Here is a 20,240-nt window from a genome sequence, read left to right on the forward strand (position 1 = left end):
ATTTTAGTATTGGGTGTGTGTTTATGAAATGTAATGCAACGTGTGGTGTTCTCTTTTTAGTTATGCTCAGTGGGTGTACAACTGCTAACACCGAGCAACTAGAAACTACGGAACAAGATAATATTTATAATGGAAGTGGAATTGTATACCAATATGAACCGATTGAGCATACAAATTCTCCCCAGCCTTATCAAGTGATCGTGGATGAAGATTTTGAATTATTTAGCGATCACGAACATGCAAACTATTACAATATGAAATTTTTATATAAACCTGATTTAGAGAATTATACGTTCCAATTAAAATCAGAGTTAGGTGATATAGAAAAAGAGGTTGCAACGTTTTCGATCTCAGGAGCAAATGCTATTGAAATGGGTCTGTTGAGTTCACCTGAGTATTATGATTTTGAATCAGCCCGCTCGGAAAAGGAACAGGCAGAGATCGAACATAATATAAAAGAAGAAATTAAACAGAATAAAGAATATGGATTAGAAGAGTTCAAAGATCAACTGATAGAATTGGCTGAATCAGAACCTGTAGTCGTAACAGACGAGGAAGAAGACTTGGGAATCTTTTCATTTATGGTAGAGACTATTGCGGAAAAAGGATATCATAAATTTCAATTAGCTGTAGGGAACAAAACGATTATATTTCTGCAGAGATGACGATTCCAGAAGGTCAAAAAGATCAGTTGCTTGACCAAATGTTGGAAAGTATTCAATCAGTAACGAATAATCGTGATCGGTTTTTTGAAGAATTCACGGATGTTAAAATTCCATCTATCTATACATATGAACCACCAAAACATCATGATGAGTATTATCCTGAGATTGGATATTCCTATCATGCACCCAAAACAGACCATTTCTTTTTAAATGATAGATATGGTAGCTATTATGGATATCGTTTTACCTTTTATGGGAGATACGATACAGAGATTGAAATGCCAATCCCAAAACTAGAAATTCGTTCTGCGAGAATAGAAGACGAGTCTTTTAGTGAAAATCAAATAAACAATCAAGAACCAGATGGATATATGGGTTATGAGGACAAATTCGCGTATGCCGTTAGTGACTTAATGCTAGATGACACAGTAGATACAGGGATTTTTACAACGGCAAAGAAGGTCCTGTTTGATGGGTACAACGTGTACTGGTTTGTTACCGAAGTAGATGGATTTATTTATTCCATTAACTTTAATATCGCAGAAGATGCTCCTGGAGAAATTCTTGATACATTTTTGAACGATGTCGTTGCTACTTTTGAATTGAAAGAAGGATGAGTATGAATCTAACTATTACAAAACTGAAAGCAGAAGATGAAGAGTCACTCTATCAATTTGAACTAGAAAACCGTACTTATTTTGAAGAAATGATTCCTGGTCGTGGAGATGATTATTATGTTTATCGCGAATTCAGAAGAAATCACCGCACATTATTACAAGAGCAGGAAGAGAACGGGTCGTACTTCTATTTACTAAAGAATGACCAGGCAGAAATCGTTGGCCGCATTAATCTTGTTGATCTGAATGAACAAGGGGTTGGATCGCTTGGCTATCGGATTGGAAAAAGATTTGTTGGGCAAGGTGCTGCTACACAGGCAATTAAGCTTTTATTCAAAGAATTAACCAATCTTCCACAAGTGCGTGTGATTGAAGCCAAAACGACCACCAATCATCTCTCATCTCAAAAAGTATTAATGAACAATGGCTTTGAAAAAGTAGGTGTTACTAGCGAAACCTATCGCAATGCTTCAGGTGAAGAATGGCCATTTGTTCATTTTAGAAAAGAGGTTTGTGAGAAATAGGTGTTGATAAATTAATAAGTGATGACGGCTTCCCGTACTCCATAGACGCATCAATAATTGTCTCTAAAGCTCCAACGGAAGTCGTCACTACTTTAATTAGGTAATCAAATTGTCCGGCAAGTCGTGAACACTCTACAATATCGGGTTGGTCTCTACAAAATTGCACAAAAGGTTTACACCTCGTTGTATTGTAAAGAATATGTGCGGTGATAGGTCTGCCTACTTTTTCTGCATTAATCACCGCTCTGTACCCCGTAATAATCTGCTTATCCTCTAGCTTTTTGACTCGTTCATTTGTGGCTGGATTGGATAGGCCTATTTTTTTTGCTAGTTCTGTAATTGAAAGACGCCCGTCCTCCTGTAAAAAACGTAGAATGAATGTATCGATTTCATCCATTTAAAACCCCTCCTTAAAATTGAAAGCAATGATTCGTTATTTACAAGAATTTTAAAGTATTTTAGAAGAACAAGCTATGATTTCTTATTAAATATAGACGGAGGTCTCTTTATACTAATGTAGAAGTGAAAAATTGATTGAAGGTAGGGTGGGGTAATCATGAACAAAGCACTGATTGTTATTGATGTTCAGAAGGCCTTTGAACACGGAGCTTGGGGAGAAAGAAATAATCTGCAGGCTGAAGAAAATATCTTAAGACTTGTGGAGAAGTGTCGTACGCAAAACCAAATGATTATTTTTGTCCAGCATACTTCAACGAATCCTAAATCTCATTTTTATATCGAGGATGAGTGTGTGAAATTCAAGGATTATATGAAACCACTTAAAGATGAAGTGGTTATTCAGAAACAAGTAAATAGTGCGTTTATCGGAACGGATTTAGAGAAGATTTTACACGAAAATAAGGTCGATGAGGTGGTCATCGTAGGATTAACCACTCCACACTGTGTCTCGACTACCACAAGAATGAGCGCGAATCTCGGCTTTAAAACAACTTTAATATCAGATGCCACAGCAGCTTTTGAGTTAACGGACCAAAATGGAATAACGTATGATGCCAAAACCATTCATCAAGTGTCGCTTGCTACATTACATGAGGAATTTGCGGAAGTGAGGACGACGGAGGAATGGTTAGGCGAGAATTGAAGAAAGAGTGGAGTACATCGGAAAGAGAGGAAATACATCGGGAAGAAGACCTGTTACATAGGGTAGAGAAGAAATACATCCGCAACCTCCAAACGAGATCAACAAAAAACCCCCTCTCCCAAGGGGGCTACGCTACTTTAAACTTTCGACGAGGACAATACACTTTTAAATTCCTCTGTCAAAAGGGGCACTACTTCAAATAAATCGCCTACGATTCCATAGTCAGCAAGCTTAAAGATAGGTGCTTCGGGATCTTTGTTAATGGCGATGATTAATCGGGATTGGCTCATTCCAGCTACATGCTGAATGGCACCGCTGATTCCGCACGCAATGTAAATCTCTGGTGTGACAACTTTTCCCGTTTGACCAATTTGCAAAGCGTAATCACAGTATTCGGCATCACAAGCGCCTCGGGAGGCACCAACTGCTCCGCCCAAAACTTGAGCAAGCTCTTCTAGTGGTTTGAAGCCATCTGAACTTTTTACTCCGCGACCACCGGCGATGACAACTTTGGCTTCGGCGAGGTCGATTTTTCCGGTTGATTTCTGAACGACGTTTTTAATTACGGTTCGCAACGAATCTGGTTGCTTGTATTCGATTTCCACGTGTGTAGCGGTATTCTCTGATGTTTCTGCTGCTGGAATATTGTTTGGTCTAATGGTAAGAACCCATGGTGTGCTGCGAAATGTCTTTTGTTCAAAGGCTTTTCCGGCGTAAATGGGTCGCGTGTACAGCACCTGGTCTGCTGTTTGCTCAATCGCCGTGACATCTGATATTTGTCCGGCATCAAGGTTTGCTGAAATGATAGGGGAGAGATCACGGCCGATGGTGGTATGGCCAAAAATAATGCCTTCAGCTCCGGATTGCTCAATAATCTGTGTTAATACTTTTGCATAAATCTCAGGGTTGTAGTGTTTGCAGTCTTCATGATCCACTGAATAAATAGTCGTTACGCCGCTTGAGCTCAATTGCTCGGTTATATCATGTAGCTCATGCCCAATTAAGGCTAAATGAATAGGTGTTTCATCTAATGACGACTGTCTGGCTGCTTCAATGGCTTCGTACGTAACCTGTTTGATACTTCCATCTCGATGCTCGGCAACTACCAGTATGCTTGTTGTCATATTGATTACCTCCTCCATTTTCTAGTTAAAAATATTAGATTTGCTTCTTAACTGTGATACCAGTTCTTTTACTTGTTCTCCGGGTTCACCTGTAAGCTTCTGTCCTGCCTGCCTCTTCTCGGGTAACGATAGCTCTATACGTGAGGTTTTAGGTGAAAGTTCATCATCTGATACGTTGAGATCATCAAGTGTTAGAGTGGTAAATGGTTTTTTCTTTGCTTTCATAATGCCCGGTAAGCTTGGGTAACGGGGTTCATTTAGCCCTTGTTGAGCAGTGAATAAACCAGGAAGGCTGACCTCAATCTCTTCGGTATCTCCTTCTGCGTCACGTTTCGTTAGTGCTTTTCCAGATTCAATTGTTAGCTCAGTAATCGAGCCTACATGTGGAATGTCTAAAAGGTGGGCAAGACGAATACCAACTTGACCAAGCGCCATTATCAACCGAGAAGTATCCGCCTAAAATCAAATCATAGGATTGTGTCTTTAGATAGGCTGCTAGCACTTTGGAAATACTACTTTCATCTGTTCCAATGCGCTCGTCGTTGATTAATACCGCTTCATCAGCACCCATAGCAAGTGCTGTTCGCAGAGCCTCTGCACTTCTGTCGGGTCCCACTGAAACTACGTAAACGCTTCCATTTGTTTGGTCCTTAAGTTGAATGGCTTCTTCAACGGCGTATTCGTCATATGGATTGACAACAAACTGGACACCATCTTCTGAGATAGTGCCATTTTCAATTGTAATTTTCTCCTCTGTATCAAACGTCTGCTTTAACAGTACAATGATATTCATTTAACATTCTCCTTCCTGGATTAGGGTCTTACTCGTTTGCCTGTAATCCTCTGAGAAAAAACTCAACCGTTTTATCGACTTGTTTTGATAGAGAATACTTTTGACCTGAGATTAGCCAGGTTGTTACCACCTCATCCATTGCACCAAACAGCAGGAGGCGAGTCAGTTTGACGTCGAGATCTGCTCGGAACATCCCCGCTTCAATTCCTTGATTAATCACGTTTTCTAGCAGCTGAATATATGGTTTTACCACTTGCCCAATGGCAACCCGCATGTCCATATTGCTTTGTCTTAGTTCAATTTGAGTCACATATGCAAAGTCAATGTTGGCTTCGAGTTCGGTATAATGAATACGGCAAATCTCTCGAATGGCTTCTTCTGCATTAGTTATATGCTCTAGGCTCGTATGAAATTTCTCAACGAGTTCGCCAAGCTTTTCGCGAAACAAGGAGATTAAGATGTCATCCTTATTTTTAAAATAAAGATAAATCGTCCCGTCGGCTACACAGCAACCTTTGCAATCTTGGAAACTTGTGACTTGTGATAGCCATTCTCCGCAAAAACTTTTACAGCTGCGTCAAGGATTTGGTGATATTTTTCTTTTTTTCTACTTGTCATGGTTACACCTCGATGTTAAGATTCAACTAATCAATGAATGAATAGTCATTCATTTTTTATCATCTTATTCGAATTTAAGGTCGATGTCAACGAAACAGAACGCGATTTTTGTAGTCTTTTTGTGAATAGGAGGTAATATCTTGGTGATAAGGTGAAGTTCGTGGAATCTAAGATGGAGCATTTTATATCTCCATGAAAGGACTGATTCACGTGGTGTTGCAGTGGACTCAATTTTTAGCATTTCTTATTGTAAGCGGTTTCAGCTTGTATATATTCGCAATGGTCATGTATAGCCGCTATCTGAATGTGAAATTGGGGCAGCCAGTAAAATTAGAAAAGAATTTAGGCAAACGCTTTAAGACTTTTTTTGTGCAGGTGTTTGGTCAAACCAAACTAATGAAGGATCCAAAAAGTGGTATCATGCACATCGTTGTCTTTTATGGATTTATCATTCTTCAGTTTGGCGCCCTTGATATTATCGTAAAAGGGTTTGGGAGTGAGGGGTTACCAATACCCGGCTACGATGTGTTTGTTTTGACGCAAGAAGTAACTGTGTTTCTCATTTTTCTATCAGTAGGTTATGCAGCTTACAGGAGATATGGGGAGAAGCTACCTCGTCTAAAGAAAGGCTTGGAAACCGAGTATTGTGATCTTCCTCATTCTATCTCTGATGCTTTCTGTTTTGGGAACACTTGGATTTGAACGAGTGTTTCACGACATGCAGGCATCTTGGTACGCGCCACTCTCATCAGCGATTGCTGCTCCTATTCAGGGGATGGGCACAACTGTTGGCGCCATTGGGTTCTATTTTTTTTGGTGGGTACACCTATTGATTCTGTTAACCTTTTTGATTTATGTCCCGCAGTCAAAGCATTTTCATCTCATTGTTGCTCCAATTAATATCCTACTTGGTCGCACAGGCCCGGTTGGAAGGTTACAAAAGCTTGATCTTGAGGATGAGGAAGCTGAGTCATTTGGAGTTGGCAAAATTGAAGATTTCACTCAGAAACAAATGCTCGATTATTATGCCTGTGTAGAATGTGGACGTTGTACGGATGTATGTCCGGCTTCGAATACTGGAAAGCTCCTGTCTCCGATGCATTTAATCGTTAAGCTACGTGATCATTTAACAGAAAAAGGAGCAGTTACGTCAAAAACACCATGGACACCTGCTTTTGCGTTTCCACAGTCAACGACTCATAGTGTGCAAACAGGGGAACCGCGTGCAGCGGCTTATGATTGGAGTCAAGGTGCAATCACCAATATTGAGCCAACTCTACAGATGCAAAAGCAAATGTGGTCGCAGGATGGCAAGGATGTTGGAGATCTCAATCTCATTGGTGATGTGATGACCGAGGACGAAATATGGGCTTGTACAACGTGTAGAAATTGTGAGGATCAATGTCCCGTTGGAAATGAACATGTGGATAAAATTATAGACCTTAGGCGCCATCTTGTTTTGATGGAAGGTAGTGTGCCAACTGATGGACAGCGGGCGATGCAAAATATCGAACGACAAAGTAATCCATGGGGAATTAACCGAAACAGTCGGGCAGATTGGACAGAGGAGCAGGATGTGCACTATGTGCCAACGGTTAAAGAAAATCCGGACTTTGAGATTCTCTATTTTGTTGGTTCGATGGGGTCTTACGATAACCGTAGCATCAAGGTTTCGCAGGCACTTACAAGGCTAATGAATAAAGCTGGAGTTAATTTTGCGATCCTTGGAAATGAAGAAAAGAACTCTGGCGATACGCCAAGACGTATGGGAAATGAGCTGCTTTTTCAAGAGCTTTGTGCGGAGAATATATCAATCTTTGAAAAGTATAACGTGAAAAAGATAGTCACAGCTTGTCCACATACCTACAACACATTCAAAAATGAGTATCCAGACTTTGGTTTGGATGGTGTAGAAGTTTTGCATCACACAGAGTTACTTGATCAATTAATAAAAGCAAAAAGATTAGTTCCGCAATATGAACTAAAAGAACGAATTACCTATCATGATTCCTGTTATCTCGGAAGATACAACAACATCTATGACCAAGCCTAGGGATATTCTTCGAGCAATTCAAGGGGTGGATGTCATTGAAATGGAGCGAAGTCGAGAAAACGGAATGTGCTGTGGAGCTTGGAGGTGGAATGATGTGGATGGAAGAAACCGCAGGCAAGAGAGTCAACATAGCTCGCACAGAGCAGGCGCTGGCAGTGAACCCAACTGTTATCAGCAGCGCGTGTCCATTCTGTCTTACCATGCTAGCAGATGGCACAAAATCAACAGAAGCGGAAGAAGTAAAAACCAAGGATATTGCCGAGATTCTAGATCTTGCGGTGTTTGGTGATGCAAAAGAAGACTCGGCTATTCATTAATAGGAGGTTATCTCGTATGGGAAAAACGATTAAACGAGCAGCGGTCATCGGATCTGGAGTAATGGGAGCGAGTATTGCCGCACATCTTGCTAATGCGGGAATTCCAACGTTACTTTTGGATATCGTGCCAAAAGAACGAACAGAAGAGGAGAGAGCAAAGGGAATAGAAGTGAATCACCCATTATATCGAAACCGGTTAGCAACCTCTGCTATTAAAAAGTTGAAAAAGGTGAATCCGGCTCCTTTTTTTGATCCACAGTTGGCTTCCCTCATTACACCTGGAAATATTGAAGATGATCTGGCTCGAATTAAGGAAGTTGATTGGGTCATTGAGGTGGTTGTTGAGAATCTGTCAATCAAGCAACAGCTCTATCAAAAGCTAGAGCAGGTATGGGAGAAAGGCATCATCGTAAGTTCTAATACTTCTGGGATCTCGATAAATGAAATGTCTGCTAACTGTAGTCAGGAGTTTCAAGAACACTTTCTAGGCACCCACTTTTTTAATCCACCACGATACATGAAGCTGCTGGAGATTATCCCAGGTCAACATACCAATCAGGAAATACTTGAGCAAATGAAACAGTTCTGCGAACGAGATTTAGGCAAAAAGGTAGTGCGCGCCAAAGATACACCAAATTTTATTGCAAATCGCATTGGGACACACGGCATGCTTGTGACATTAAACGAGATGATTAAAGGTGGTTATACGATTGAGGAGGTAGACGCGGTCACCGGTCCAAGCGATGGGCAGGCCTAAAAGTGCAACCTTTCGCACTTTAGATCTGGTCGGAATTGATACTTTTTATTTTGTCTCCAATAATGTTCACGAAAAACTAACGGACACTTCGGAAAAGCACATTTTTAAGGTGCCGCAGTTACTTGAGGATATTGTTTCAAAAGGCTGGATTGGCGAAAAGGCAGGTCAGGGCTTTTATAAAAAAGTGAAAACCGATCAAGGAAAACAAATTTTCTCCTTAAATCTTAGGACATATGATTACGAGTTATCCACAAGACCAAAAGACGCATCACTTGAAGCGGCAAAGCTCGCAAAAGGAACACCGAAGAAACTCAAAGCACTACTTTCTGGCGGCGATAAATATTCAGAACTAGCCTGGAATGTGTTAAAGCATATGCTGATTTATTCAGCAGAAAAGGTAGGAGAGATTGCCGACTCAATTGTGGAAATAGATGAAGCAATGAAGTGGGGTTTTAACTGGGAGCTTGGTCCATTTGAAACGTGGGATGCGATTGGACTGGAACGTTCCGTCAAACGGATGGAATCAGAGGGGCTTACAGTACCTAACTGGGTGAAAGCTTGGATAGAAGAAGGCAATCAAACATTTTATAGACAAATAGAAGGAACGACTTTCTACTATGCGGATGGATCGTTGCATGAATCGGAACGAGCAACAGAAGAAATTAGCCTGTCTTCTTTAAAAGAGCAAAACAAGGTTGTGCTCTCTAACAGTGGTGCAAGCCTCATTGATCTAGGTGATGGTATTGCCTGCCTTGAGTTCCATTCGCCAAACAATGCAATCGGAGCAGATATCTTAACAATGATTCAGCAGTCCACGGAGGAAGTGCGGAACAATTTTGAGGGGCTAGTCATTGCTAACCAAGGGCGAAACTTCTGCGTGGGTGCAAATATCATGATTCTGTTGATGGAGGCTCAGGACGAGGAATGGGATGAAGTAGATCAAATCATTCGCATGTTCCAAAACACCATGTATGACCTTAAACATTTTGAAAAACCGGTCATTGCGGCACCGCATCGAATGGCACTTGGTGGAGGGGTAGAAGTTTGCCTTCCTGCTGATCAGGTTGTTGCTTCTGCTGAGACTTACTATGGATTAGTTGAGGTAGGCGTTGGTTTAATTCCTGCAGGTGGTGGTTGTAAGGAATACATGCTGCGTGTAAGTCCAGAGTCTGCCCCAGCAGATCGTGACGTGCAGACTGAAGTCAATCGTGTATTTGAAACGATTGCCACAGCAAAGGTGTCAACAAGTGCAACACATGCTAAGAAGTTAGGCTATATGCAGAAATCAGATCGATTAGTTATGAACGAAGGGCATCTCATTTATGAAGCGAAACAAGCAGCATTAAAACTAGCTCCAAATTATCTGTCTACAGCTAGGGAGAACATCCGCGTAACTGGACGAGAAGGAAAAGCGATTATGAAGCTTGGAGCGAGGCAGATGCAGATGGCGGGATTTGCGAGTGATCACGATGTCTTAATTGCCGGAAAGCTAGCCCATGTATTAGCTGGTGGAGATGTCCCATCAGGAACCTTGGTTAGTGAACAATACATGCTTGATTTGGAACGGGAAGCATTTCTCAGCTTGTGCGGGGAGCCAAAAACCCAGCAGCGCATGCAGCATATGCTCAGTAAAGGAAAACCATTACGTAATTAAGAGGAGAGGTGAAACCACTTGAGAGAAGCAGTGATTGTATCAACAGCAAGGACAGCGTCAGGCAGAGCAAAAAAAGGCAGTTTGGCCGAAACGAGGGTGGAGGATCTAGGCAAAGCCGTTCTTGAAGCTGTGATGGAACGTGCTCCTGGATTGAAAAAGGAAGACGTGGAGGATGTCATCTTAGGCTGCGCAATGCCTGAGGGAGAGCAAGGCTTAAATGTGGCTCGAATTATATCGTTGTATGCAGGTTTTCCTGTGACGACACCAGCACTAACCATTAATCGTTTCTGTTCGTCTGGTCTTCAATCCATTGCCTTTGCAGCTGAGCGAGTGATGCTTGGGCACGCAGATGTTGTGATAGCTGGTGGAGTAGAGAGTATGAGTCATGTACCAATGACCGGCTTCAAATTTTCTCCTCACCCACAAATTGCCGAAGAAATGCCAGAAGCTTATATGGGCATGGGTTTTACAGCAGAGGAAGTGGCAAGTCAGTTTGATGTGTCGCGTGAGGACCAAGACGCATTCGCTGCCAGAAGTCATCAAAAAGCCTATGAAGCGGCACACAAAGGATTGTTTAAAGACGAAATTGTGCCTGTTCATACTTCAAAGAGTGGTGTAACAGAAGAAGGCAAACGCTTGGAAGAGACGTATGTATTTGATCAGGATGAAGGAATTCGCGGAGATACAACAGGTGATATTTTATCGAAATTAAAACCTGCTTTTAAGCGAAATGGATCGGTTACGGCAGGAAATTCATCACAAATGAGTGATGGCGCAGCAGCCTGTGTGGTGATGAGTAAGGAGAAAGCGGAAGAATTAGGGTTAACCCCTCTTGCAACATTTAAGTCATTTGCTGTCGCAGGAGTTGAACCAGAGATAATGGGAGTTGGACCCATTAAGGCGATCCCTAAAGCATTAGAGATGGCAGGTATTGGTCAAAATGATGTTGATCTTTTTGAGATCAATGAGGCGTTTGCTTCTCAGTGTCTGCAGATTATTCGGGAATTAGAAATCGATGAAGATAAAGTGAATGTAAACGGTGGAGGAATTGCACTTGGTCATCCACTGGGATGTACGGGAGCAAAGTTAACAGCAACGCTTATTCATGAATTAAAACGTCGTGGTGGTGGATACGGAGTGGTGTCGATGTGTATCGGTGGTGGAATGGGAGCCGCTGGTGTGCTTGAGGTTCACGCGTAACGAACGTTATAAAACTTTGGGAGGCTGTTTAGAATGTTAAAATCAGTGACTGGTGGAAGTTTTATTATTGAGGAAGTTGATTATGCATCGGTTGTCACACCGGATCATCTAACCGATGAGCAGCGTATGATCGCTGATACCACAAGGGATTTTGTAGAAGGTGAAGTTACGCCTCATGATGAGCAGCTAGAAAAACTAGATTATGAGCTAACAGTTGATTTAATACGTAAGGCTGGTGACCTGGGCTTACTAGGGGCTGATGTACCGGAAATGTATGATGGGTTAGAGCTTGATAAAGTGAGCTCTACATTGATTAACGAACGCTTAGCCAAAGCGTCCTCCTTTGCCTTATCAGTAGGTGCACACGTAGGCATTGGTACACTTCCAATCGTTTATTTTGGCACAGAGGAGCAAAAGAAGCGTTATCTTCCTGATCTTGCCTCTGGTCGAAGAATTGCTGCCTATTGTTTAACAGAGCCATCTTCTGGTTCCGATGCTCAAGGAGCAAAAGCAAACGCCGTTTTATCAGAGGACAAAACCTATTACTCGTTATCTGGAACAAAACAGTTTATTACCAATGCTGCATTTGCGGATCTATTTATCGTCTATGCAAAGGTAGATGGAGAAAAGTTCAGTACATTTATCGTGGAACGAACGATGGACGGTGTAAGCATTGGACCAGAAGAAAAGAAAATGGGGATTAAGGGCTCATCTACATGCCCGTTGATTCTAGAAGATGTCAAAGTGCCTGTTGAAAATCTATTATGGGAGGAGGGCAAAGGTCATTTAATTGCGTTTAATATCCTGAATATTGGTCGGTTCAAACTGGCTGCAGGAAGTGTTGGCGCAGCAAAAGAAACCATTGAGCTATCAGCTGATTATGCAAATGAGCGGACTCAATTTGGTCGTCCGATTTCATCTTTTCCTCTAGTAGGTAAAAAGTTGGCGGAGATGAATATTAAAACGTATCTGCTTGAAAGTATCGTCTATCGAACAGCGGGTCTGATGGATGAGGCAATGAAGGATATTGATTTTAGCAAACCAGATGCAGGAGTTGTATCAGCCAAGGCCATTGCAGAATATGCACTAGAGTGTTCGATTAATAAGGTATTTAGTTCTGAAACGCTTGATTCAATTGCAGATGAAGGAGTTCAAATTCATGGAGGATACGGTTATATTCAAGAATACAAGGTTGAGCGTATTTACCGTGATTCACGGATTAATCGTATTTTTGAAGGAACAAATGAGATCAACCGCTTATTAATCCCAGGCACATTAATCAAACGAGCGATGAAAGGGCAATTACCACTAATGGAAAAAGCGCAAGCCCTTCAATCTGAGTTGCTATCAATGGTACCCGGCAGAACGTTTGAAGGAACACTTGAACAAGAAGCTCATCTAATTGAGATGGCGAAAAAGATGTTTCTTATGGTTGGCGGTCAGGCTGTACAGAAGTATCAGCTTGAATTAGAAAAGGAACAGGAAATCCTTAGTCATCTAGCTGATATGATGATTCAAGTGTATGCTGTTGAAAGCGCATACGCCAGAACGAAACAATTAATTGATCAAAAGGGTGAAGATAAAGCAGCCAATGCGATTGCTATGACTGAGATCGCCGTTCATGAAGCCTTTGATACGATTGAACAATTAGCTAAGGAATCGCTTGCGTCGATGGAATCAGGGGACTCACTGCGTACTCAGCTATCTGTGCTTAAAAAGCTTGGGCGGAGAACACCAATTAACCTCACATCAAGAAAACGCCAAATCGCTGAAAAAGTCGCGTATTCAAGTAAATATGTTGTGTAATCATTGTACGAAACACCAAAAAAGGGGTGTTGATAATGCAGGACAACGTCTGGTTAACCCATTATCCACAAGAAGTTCAACCAACCTACGAATACCCAAAACAGCATTTGGCACGTTTTCTAATTGATAGTGCCGAAAAATATCCAGAGCACGATGCCTTGTTTTTTCTCGGAAAAAAAATGACCTTTAAGCAGCTGTTAGATGCAACCTATCGTTTGGCAAACAGCTTACAGGATCTTGGTGTAAAAAAGGGTGATCGGGTAGCAATTATGCTACCCAATTGCCCACAAGCGGTTATTGCCTATTATGGTGCATTACTCACCGGCGCAATTGTTGTGCAGACAAATCCACTTTATACCGAAAGAGAACTGAAACATCAGCTGAATGATTCTGGCTCCATTCTGCTCATCACATTAGATATTTTATCAAAACGGGTAAATAAGGTCCTTGATCAAACGAATGTAAGGCACACGATTTTCACCTCGGTTAAGGATTATTTACCATTTCCAAAAAATATTTTGTATCCGCTTACACTAAAGAAGGATGGATTATCCACAAAGGTAGATTATTCAGCCACACAGCATTCCTTTAAACAACGCTTGGCTAATGCTCCTAGCACCCCTGTAATGGTAGAAGTTGATTCAGAGAATGACCTGGCTCTTCTTCAATATACAGGTGGGACTACTGGTGTTTCAAAGGGAGTGATGTTGACGCACTATAATTTAATCGCAAACACCCATCAAACCAAAGCATGGTCCTACCAGACCGAAGAAGGCAAGGAACGGTATCTAGCAGCTCTTCCTTTTTTTCATGTCTTTGGCATGACGGTACTAATGAACCTAGCGATGCTTCAAGCTGGCATGATCATTCTGCTGCCGAAGTTTGATGCGGAGGCCACATTAAAGGTCATTGATAAAATGAAGCCAACGGTTTTTCCGGGCGCACCAACCATGTATATTGCCTTGCTTCATCATCCGAATATTCGCCAATACGATTTATCCTCTATTAATATCTGTATCAGTGGTGCCGCGCCATTACCTGGTGAGGTACAGGAGAAGTTTGAAGCCGTTACAGGAGGCAAGTTAACAGAAGGATACGGTCTGACAGAGACATCACCTGTTACACATGCCAATAACATTTGGGGAAAAAGAAAGCTTGGCTCAATCGGCATTCCGTTTCCTGATACAGAAGCAAAGATTGTTCAATCTGAAACGGGAGATGAGTTGGATGTTGGGGAAGTCGGTGAACTAATCATCAGAGGTCCTCAGGTTATGAAAGGATATTGGAATGCCAAGGAGGAAACAACACGGACCTTAAAGGATGGTTGGTTTTATACCGGAGACATGGCACAGGTTGATGAAGAGGGTTATTTTTATATCATGGATCGAAAAAAGGACATTATTATTGCAGGTGGATTTAACATTTACCCAAGAGAGGTAGAAGAAGTTCTATTTGAGCATCCAAGCCGTGATGGATGCTGTCGTAGCTGGAATTCCAGACGAGTATAGAGGCGAGACGGTTAAAGCTTTTCTAGTGTTAAAAGAAGGTGAGAAACTAGATGAAACCGAAATCGATCGTTTTTGCCGAGATAGACTTGCAGCCTTCAAAGTACCTCGCAGTTACGAAGTGCGCGAAGCCTTACCAAAAACATTAATCGGCAAAACACTACGCCGTAAAGTTGTTGAAGAAGAGCTAGCCAAACATAAAAACGCGTGACACAAAAAGGAGTGGAGAACCATGGCAAACACATCATCAACCCAAAGAGATGTTTTTATAGAGAAAGCAACTGAGCTCGCAGAGAGGACTTTTTGGGGTCATGTTGGCTGTGAAATGATCGAATTAGAGGAGCGACAGGTGACCGTTGAGCTTGATGTGAAGTCGCATCATCTCAACCTCATTGGAATTTTGCACGGTGGCGTTCACGCCACCATGTTAGATAGTGCGATGGGAATCTTAGCAATGGCATCAAATCCCGAAGACAAAATGGTTACGACAAACCTCAATATTCATTATTTAGCCCCAACCAAAGAAGAAAAGGTAAGGGTGCAGGCCAAGATCATTCATGAATCAAACTCGATGATGACGACAGAGGGAACATTAGTAAATGAAGCAGGAGAGCTTTGCGCCTTCGCTACAGCAACCTTCAGGAGGAGCTAATTATACATCTGCCAGCTCAACTCGTAAGCGCGAGTGGGCTTTTTTTGTGGTATAAAGGATAAAAAGGAGAGAAGACATGCAGCATACACTTGAGCTATACGACGTTCCTTTTTATTCAATTAAAAGTGGACGTAAAACAATAGAAGTTCGCTTAAACGATCAAAAAATGAGAAGCATTCAACCAAATGACATACTTACATTTGTTTATCAAAAAGAAACAATCATAACAACAGTTGTGGAGCTTTTACCATACGATTCATTCCTAGACCTTTATCAGACCATTCCTTTTGTTGAAATGGATTGTGAGAATTGGACGATGCACGAGATGCTTGCAGCTACGTACAAATTCTATACAAAGAGTGAGGAAGAAAAATGGGGAGCCGTGGCTATTAGAATCACGACTGCCCTTTAATCTTCGGTTTAATCCGAAGCAACACTTGTGCAACTATCGCCAATACAGGTAATTCTATAAGCGGGCCAAAGACCAAGGCTAGCGCGATAATTGGCTTGTCTGGGAATGCTGTTATGGCAATGGCTAGGGCAACAGGCGAGTTACGGGCAATAATAGTGAAGTGTAAGCTAACAGAATCCTCGTACGACATGTTTAACCATTTACATAAAAGTTGTCCCAATCCGAAGTTTATTATGAAATAAAAGAGGATAGGTATAAGTAAGACATAGATGATTTCCAAATTAGACCAAAGATAGCTTCCTTGAGAGGCGAACATCGAAATAATAGCTAAGCATAAAAAAATGAGTTGTGCAGATGCAAAAAACGGAATCACTCTTTTCTGCAAAAGCTCCTGGTTTTTTCTAAATACAACCCTCGTAAGCTGTGCGAGGGTAAAAGGGAAAAGAAAGACAAGTAACACACTTTCAAGAATGGTAGAAAGGGCAATGGTCTCTACAGTACAGCAAAAATTAACAAATACACCGGTAGTAACAGCACTTGAAGGATGAGGTTAATTGGAAGGACAGACGCGGCGAGAGGTACATTCCCCCGAGCAATGGAGGTGAAGACCAAATACCAATCGGTGCAAGGAGTTACCATTAACATAATGAATGCAATCCATAAGGCTGGATGATCTGAAAGAAACGCCGCACCTAGACCCCAGGCAAGTAATGGAGTCCAAATAAAATTAATAATAGTACTTGTTCCTAAGAATCGAACATGAGTGAATGAATTTTTTAACTGATCAAGAGGGATCGTTAAGAAGAGGCCATATAACATAACCAGTAAAAAAGGAATGATCAGTGATTCTGAATAAGTTGAAATGAGCGGAATTTGACCAAGCCCAAGCCCAATTAGTACCGCTGCAAGGATAATGAGGGTTTGTTGTTTTTCGAGAGTATCCAATGTAAACAGTCCTTACGAAAGAAATTCTTTAATATGAAAGGTGGGTGAGTTACTCTTTGAGAAAAATAGATGGTCATGAAAGACATCATAAAACAAAAGAGACATTCGGTGAAACAATTGATCGAGCGAGAGTTGGTCGTTGGCAAAGCCTAACGGAAGGAAGCTGCCTCACACGAATCTTGACGTTTGTGCTTATTATCGCTTTTATGGTGGTGCTTGGCTACTGTTATGGGTAGTTATTTTGATCTAATTCTGTTAAACGAATACGATAAAACGCTTTTCTGAATTCCGATGGTGTGATGCCCTCGGATTTTTTAAATACTCTCATGAAGTATTTTTCATCTTCAATGCCAATCGATAAAGAAATATCACGAATACTTTTTCTTGTTCGTGAGAGAAGGTCCTTGGCTTTTGTGACTTTTACTAGAGTTATGTATTTTTGAAGTGACATTCCAATTTGTGACTTAAACTGCCTTGAAAGATAGTTAGGGTTATAGTTAAAGTGTTCGGAAATTTGTTGAACAGACTTAGCCTGATCCGTATGTACTCGAATCCATTCGATCATATGAGAAAGATCATGAGCAGGTGAGAGCTTCTGCTGTTCATGTTTATATGAGTCTAATGTTTGATTGGAAAGTTCAATAAGTAAAGAGGTCATGATATAGCTAGCAGCCAAATAAGAATGTGCTCCTGCTTGAGAAATATCTAATAACTGATTAAAGAGAATTGTTAAGCGTTCAATTTTAATGGGTTCTGAGAATGTTGGAATGTAAATAGTAGAGCTAAACGATTGGCTAGTGGGTTCTTGGATAATGGTGACCATCTCATCAGCCATCTGATCGTTTGTCTGATAGCTAGCCCGTTTGTCATCAAGATAAAAATGAAACCAATAATAAGATAGCCGTGAATTTGAATGACTGACCCCATGATGCTGTATGCCTTTTTTTAACAATAAGGTTGTACCTGGCGCTAAATCATAGGTTAGATTTTCTTGTGAGATTTGTAAGCAACCCTCAATGCCGATCAGTAAAACATAGCTATCAAGAGTTCTAGTAGGGTGAAGAAATGGAGTAGACGTTTCGACTCGACCACAAGAAACAAATTGAACGGGCTGAGTGGCTTGAATCGCTAAATAGTCATTCCTCATTACCTAACCTCCGAAATAGTTTATTTTCAAATCGTATAAAATTAATGTGAAAAAGTCCACCTATTGTGTAAATTGAGCTACCGACAACATGGAAAAGGTTTGATAAGATCAACTGTAAGCGATTTCATAATATAATTAGAGAGGCTGATGATTATGACGATTCAGCAAAAAACTGAAGTAAGTGTCACTGATTCATTTTGGAGTAGATATATAGATTTGGTTAAGGACAAAGTTATTCCTTATCAATGGGACGCACTCAATGACCGAATTGCTTGGAGCAGCACCTAGTCATGCAATTAAAAATTTTAGAATAGCAGCAGGTGAAGAAGAAGGGGAATTCCACGGATTTGTGTTTCAGGATAGTGATGTAGCAAAGTGGATTGAAGCAGCCGCATATACGTTGCAGGAGAGACCGGATCAGCAATTAGAAGAAACGTGTGACGATGTCATTGAGTTAATTGGAAGAGCGCAGCAGCCTGATGGGTATTTGAACACGTATTATACGGTTAAAGAACCAGGGAAGAGATGGACTAACCTGAGAGATAATCATGAACTCTATGTAGGTGGGCATTTTATTGAAGCGGCGGTCGCCTATTACGAAGCAACAGGAAAGCGTAATCTACTTGAAATCATGTGTCGATTTGCCGATTATGTGGACTCCATTTTTGGCTTAAAGCAGAACCAACTAAGAGGATATGATGGCCATCAAGAAATTGAACTAGCTCTGCTTAAATTATATCGAGTAACACATGAAGAGCGTTATTTGAGGCTTGCTCAATTTTTTATTGATATCCGAGGAGAGCAACCACACTTTTTTGATATCGAGGCCAAAAAGCGTGGAGAAGAGCCTCATAGATGGTTCCATAATAGCTACAGTTACTCGCAATCACACGCTCCAGTAAGAGAACAGAAAACAGCTGCAGGGCATGCGGTTCGAGCTGTCTACATGTACACAGCGATGGCAGATTTAGCGAGTATTTTAGACGATGAGAGTCTTAAGAAAACCTGCAAAACACTGTGGAATAATGTCGTTCAAAAACAAATGTATGTCACCGCGGGAATTGGTTCGGCAGAGTTTGGAGAGTCTTTTAGCTTTAATTATGACCTTCCAAATGACCTCGCCTATACAGAAACATGCGCCTCGATTGGACTTGTTTTCTGGGCAAAAAAAATGATGGAGTTAGAGGCAAATGGTGAGTATGCAGACGTGGTTGAACGAGCGATTTACAACGGTACAATTAGTGGAATTCAATTAGACGGGACAAAATTCTTCTATGTAAATCCGCTAGAAGTATGGCCAGAACAAGCAAATCATCGCCACGACTATAAGCACGTGAAGCCAGAACGACAGCCTTGGTTCGGATGCGCTTGTTGTCCTCCTAATATTGCTCGGTTAATTGCCTCCATTGGCTCGTATGTTTACTCCGTTAAGGACCATATCGGATTTGTAAACCTTTATATCGGCAGCGAAACAACGCTTGGAGTTAGGGGAAACAAAAGTCCATATTAAGCAAGACTCTGAATTCCCGTGGAATGGTGAAATAAACTTCTCTGTTAACCCTGAACAAGTCTTTGAAGGCACCCTTGCGTTTCGCATTCCTGGCTTGGGCAAAGTCCTTCACTCTGTTAGTGAATGGAGAGGAATCATCAACTCAGCTAGTTAATGGCTATGTATATGTAACCCGGAAGTGGCAAGAACATGATCAAGTTCAACTGCAATTCCCAATGGAAACAGAGATCCTGTTTGCTCATCCTGATTTGAGAGAAAATGCTGGAAAAGTTGCGCTTCAGCGAGGACCAGTCGTGTATTGCCTAGAGCAAATTGATAATGGAGAAGCCTTATCTAGCTTATCCATAGATTGTAGTCAACCTATTGAGGCATCTTTTGAGAGTGACCTTTTAAATGGGATCATGGTACTTAAGGGAAAAGCACTTAGAACAGAAGTGGCAGACTCATCTAAGCAATCGCTCTATTTGACAAGTGGGGAATTAAAAAGACAAGAAACAAGCTTTAAGGCCATTCCGTATTATGCTTGGGCGAATCGTGGAGTTGGTGAGATGGTTGTTTGGATGGCTTATAAGTGATAGTTTGACTAGGAAATAGGAAAAACACTGGAGAAATTCAGTGTTTTTTTGCGATAAAAATGTCCTATATGGTTATACTACGACTAAAATCAGATAGACAATTCGACATAATTCGATAGTATTAGCGAGTAATTATACGAATGACTACTGCTAAAGTTATGTCCTCATCGATTAAGCGTGTTTTATTAAGCTTTATCATCTTATTACACATTTGTTTGAGATTTAGATTACCCGTATAGTTAGCAGAGTTAACCACTAGAGAGA

General features: G+C 41.2%; 16 protein-coding genes and 6 pseudogenes. 16 read left to right on the forward strand and 6 right to left on the reverse strand.

Features of this window, described 5'->3' with window-relative positions; all coding sequences use genetic code 11:
• Window positions 1–23: 23 nt before the first annotated feature.
• Genes NDM98_RS20220 through NDM98_RS20230 form a run of 3 tightly spaced genes read left to right on the forward strand, consistent with a single transcriptional unit; the run spans window position 24 to window position 1,806 of the window.
• Window positions 24–665, forward strand: coding sequence for a hypothetical protein (locus tag NDM98_RS20220; RefSeq protein WP_251611343.1), 642 nt, complete (start codon window positions 24–26; stop codon window positions 663–665).
• On the forward strand, window positions 662–1,282 hold the full coding sequence (locus NDM98_RS20225; RefSeq protein ID WP_251611344.1) for a hypothetical protein: 621 nt from the start codon (window positions 662–664) through the stop codon (window positions 1,280–1,282). The genes NDM98_RS20220 and NDM98_RS20225 overlap by 4 nt, the downstream gene beginning before the upstream one ends.
• Before the next feature lie 2 nt (window positions 1,283–1,284).
• Entirely contained in the window at window positions 1,285–1,806 is a 522-nt protein-coding gene (locus NDM98_RS20230) for a GNAT family N-acetyltransferase (protein ID WP_251611345.1), read from the forward strand.
• On the opposite strand, the gene NDM98_RS20235 is transcribed toward NDM98_RS20230, so the two are convergent.
• Window positions 1,781–2,203, reverse strand: a complete 423-nt coding sequence (locus NDM98_RS20235; protein ID WP_251611346.1) for an Lrp/AsnC family transcriptional regulator — start codon at window positions 2,201–2,203, stop codon at window positions 1,781–1,783. The two genes, NDM98_RS20230 and NDM98_RS20235, sit on opposite strands and share 26 nt — an antisense overlap.
• Before the next feature lie 159 nt (window positions 2,204–2,362).
• Between NDM98_RS20235 and NDM98_RS20240 the strand changes: the two genes are divergently transcribed.
• On the forward strand, window positions 2,363–2,908 hold the full coding sequence (locus tag NDM98_RS20240; RefSeq protein WP_251611347.1) for a cysteine hydrolase family protein: 546 nt from the start codon (window positions 2,363–2,365) through the stop codon (window positions 2,906–2,908).
• Between the two features lie 137 nt (window positions 2,909–3,045).
• Here NDM98_RS20240 and NDM98_RS20245 read toward each other — a convergent pair whose 3' ends face one another.
• From NDM98_RS20245 to fadR, 3 genes and pseudogenes are all read right to left on the reverse strand, one after another.
• A complete protein-coding gene (locus NDM98_RS20245) occupies window positions 3,046–4,032 on the reverse strand; it encodes an electron transfer flavoprotein subunit alpha/FixB family protein (protein WP_251611348.1) in 987 nt (328 codons plus the stop codon).
• 21 nt (window positions 4,033–4,053) lie between these two features.
• Window positions 4,054–4,825: pseudogene (locus NDM98_RS20250) on the reverse strand (electron transfer flavoprotein subunit beta/FixA family protein).
• Window positions 4,826–4,853: 28 nt separating this feature from the next.
• Window positions 4,854–5,443 (reverse strand): annotated as a pseudogene (fadR, locus tag NDM98_RS20255) (fatty acid metabolism transcriptional regulator FadR).
• Window positions 5,444–5,635: 192 nt separating this feature from the next.
• Between fadR and NDM98_RS20260 the strand changes: the two are divergent.
• From NDM98_RS20260 to NDM98_RS20290, 7 genes and pseudogenes are all read left to right on the forward strand, one after another.
• Window positions 5,636–7,813: pseudogene (locus NDM98_RS20260) on the forward strand ((Fe-S)-binding protein).
• Between the two features lie 16 nt (window positions 7,814–7,829).
• Window positions 7,830–10,224 (forward strand): annotated as a pseudogene (locus NDM98_RS20265) (3-hydroxyacyl-CoA dehydrogenase/enoyl-CoA hydratase family protein).
• Between the two features lie 18 nt (window positions 10,225–10,242).
• On the forward strand, window positions 10,243–11,424 hold the full coding sequence (locus tag NDM98_RS20270) for an acetyl-CoA C-acyltransferase (RefSeq protein ID WP_251611349.1): 1,182 nt from the start codon (window positions 10,243–10,245) through the stop codon (window positions 11,422–11,424).
• Window positions 11,425–11,457: 33 nt separating this feature from the next.
• On the forward strand, window positions 11,458–13,230 hold the full coding sequence (locus NDM98_RS20275) for an acyl-CoA dehydrogenase FadE (protein WP_251611350.1): 1,773 nt from the start codon (window positions 11,458–11,460) through the stop codon (window positions 13,228–13,230).
• A gap of 35 nt (window positions 13,231–13,265) precedes the next feature.
• Window positions 13,266–14,946 (forward strand): annotated as a pseudogene (locus NDM98_RS20280) (long-chain-fatty-acid--CoA ligase).
• 21 nt (window positions 14,947–14,967) lie between these two features.
• Window positions 14,968–15,387 carry a PaaI family thioesterase gene (locus NDM98_RS20285; protein WP_251611351.1) on the forward strand — a complete coding sequence of 140 codons (420 nt, stop codon included), beginning with the start codon at window positions 14,968–14,970 and terminating at the stop codon, window positions 15,385–15,387.
• Window positions 15,388–15,463: 76 nt separating this feature from the next.
• Complete coding sequence (locus tag NDM98_RS20290) at window positions 15,464–15,799, forward strand: ASCH domain-containing protein (RefSeq protein WP_251611352.1); 336 nt, start codon at window positions 15,464–15,466, stop codon at window positions 15,797–15,799.
• On the opposite strand, the pseudogene NDM98_RS20295 reads toward NDM98_RS20290, so the two are convergent.
• Window positions 15,783–16,744: pseudogene (locus tag NDM98_RS20295) on the reverse strand (arsenic resistance protein). The gene NDM98_RS20290 and the pseudogene NDM98_RS20295 overlap by 17 nt on opposite strands.
• 56 nt (window positions 16,745–16,800) lie before the next feature.
• Here NDM98_RS20295 and NDM98_RS20300 point away from each other — a divergent pair.
• Window positions 16,801–16,980 carry a hypothetical protein gene (locus NDM98_RS20300; RefSeq protein WP_251611353.1) on the forward strand — a complete coding sequence of 60 codons (180 nt, stop codon included), beginning with the start codon at window positions 16,801–16,803 and terminating at the stop codon, window positions 16,978–16,980.
• Here the strand turns inward: NDM98_RS20300 and NDM98_RS20305 are convergent.
• Window positions 16,971–17,891 (reverse strand): helix-turn-helix domain-containing protein, encoded by a 921-nt coding sequence (locus NDM98_RS20305; protein ID WP_251611354.1) that lies wholly within the window; start codon window positions 17,889–17,891, stop codon window positions 16,971–16,973. The two genes, NDM98_RS20300 and NDM98_RS20305, sit on opposite strands and share 10 nt — an antisense overlap.
• A gap of 153 nt (window positions 17,892–18,044) precedes the next feature.
• Between NDM98_RS20305 and NDM98_RS23655 the strand changes: the two genes are divergently transcribed.
• From NDM98_RS23655 to NDM98_RS23670, 4 genes are read left to right on the forward strand one after another with little or no spacing between them, the layout of a single operon-like run.
• Window positions 18,045–18,179 (forward strand): hypothetical protein, encoded by a 135-nt coding sequence (locus tag NDM98_RS23655; RefSeq protein ID WP_285804088.1) that lies wholly within the window; start codon window positions 18,045–18,047, stop codon window positions 18,177–18,179.
• On the forward strand, window positions 18,151–19,401 hold the full coding sequence (locus NDM98_RS23660) for a glycoside hydrolase family 127 protein (protein ID WP_285804089.1): 1,251 nt from the start codon (window positions 18,151–18,153) through the stop codon (window positions 19,399–19,401). Before NDM98_RS23655 ends, NDM98_RS23660 begins: the two co-directional genes overlap by 29 nt.
• Window positions 19,370–19,555 (forward strand): beta-L-arabinofuranosidase domain-containing protein, encoded by a 186-nt coding sequence (locus NDM98_RS23665; RefSeq protein ID WP_285804090.1) that lies wholly within the window; start codon window positions 19,370–19,372, stop codon window positions 19,553–19,555. The genes NDM98_RS23660 and NDM98_RS23665 overlap by 32 nt, the downstream gene beginning before the upstream one ends.
• Window positions 19,476–19,976, forward strand: a complete 501-nt coding sequence (locus tag NDM98_RS23670; RefSeq protein ID WP_285804091.1) for a glycoside hydrolase family 127 protein — start codon at window positions 19,476–19,478, stop codon at window positions 19,974–19,976. The genes NDM98_RS23665 and NDM98_RS23670 overlap by 80 nt, the downstream gene beginning before the upstream one ends.
• Window positions 19,977–20,240: the final 264 nt, after the last annotated feature.

Origin of the sequence: Alkalicoccobacillus plakortidis (assembly GCF_023703085.1) — a bacterium.
GTDB classification, from domain to species: Bacteria; Bacillota; Bacilli; order Bacillales; family Bacillaceae_D; genus Alkalicoccobacillus; species Alkalicoccobacillus plakortidis.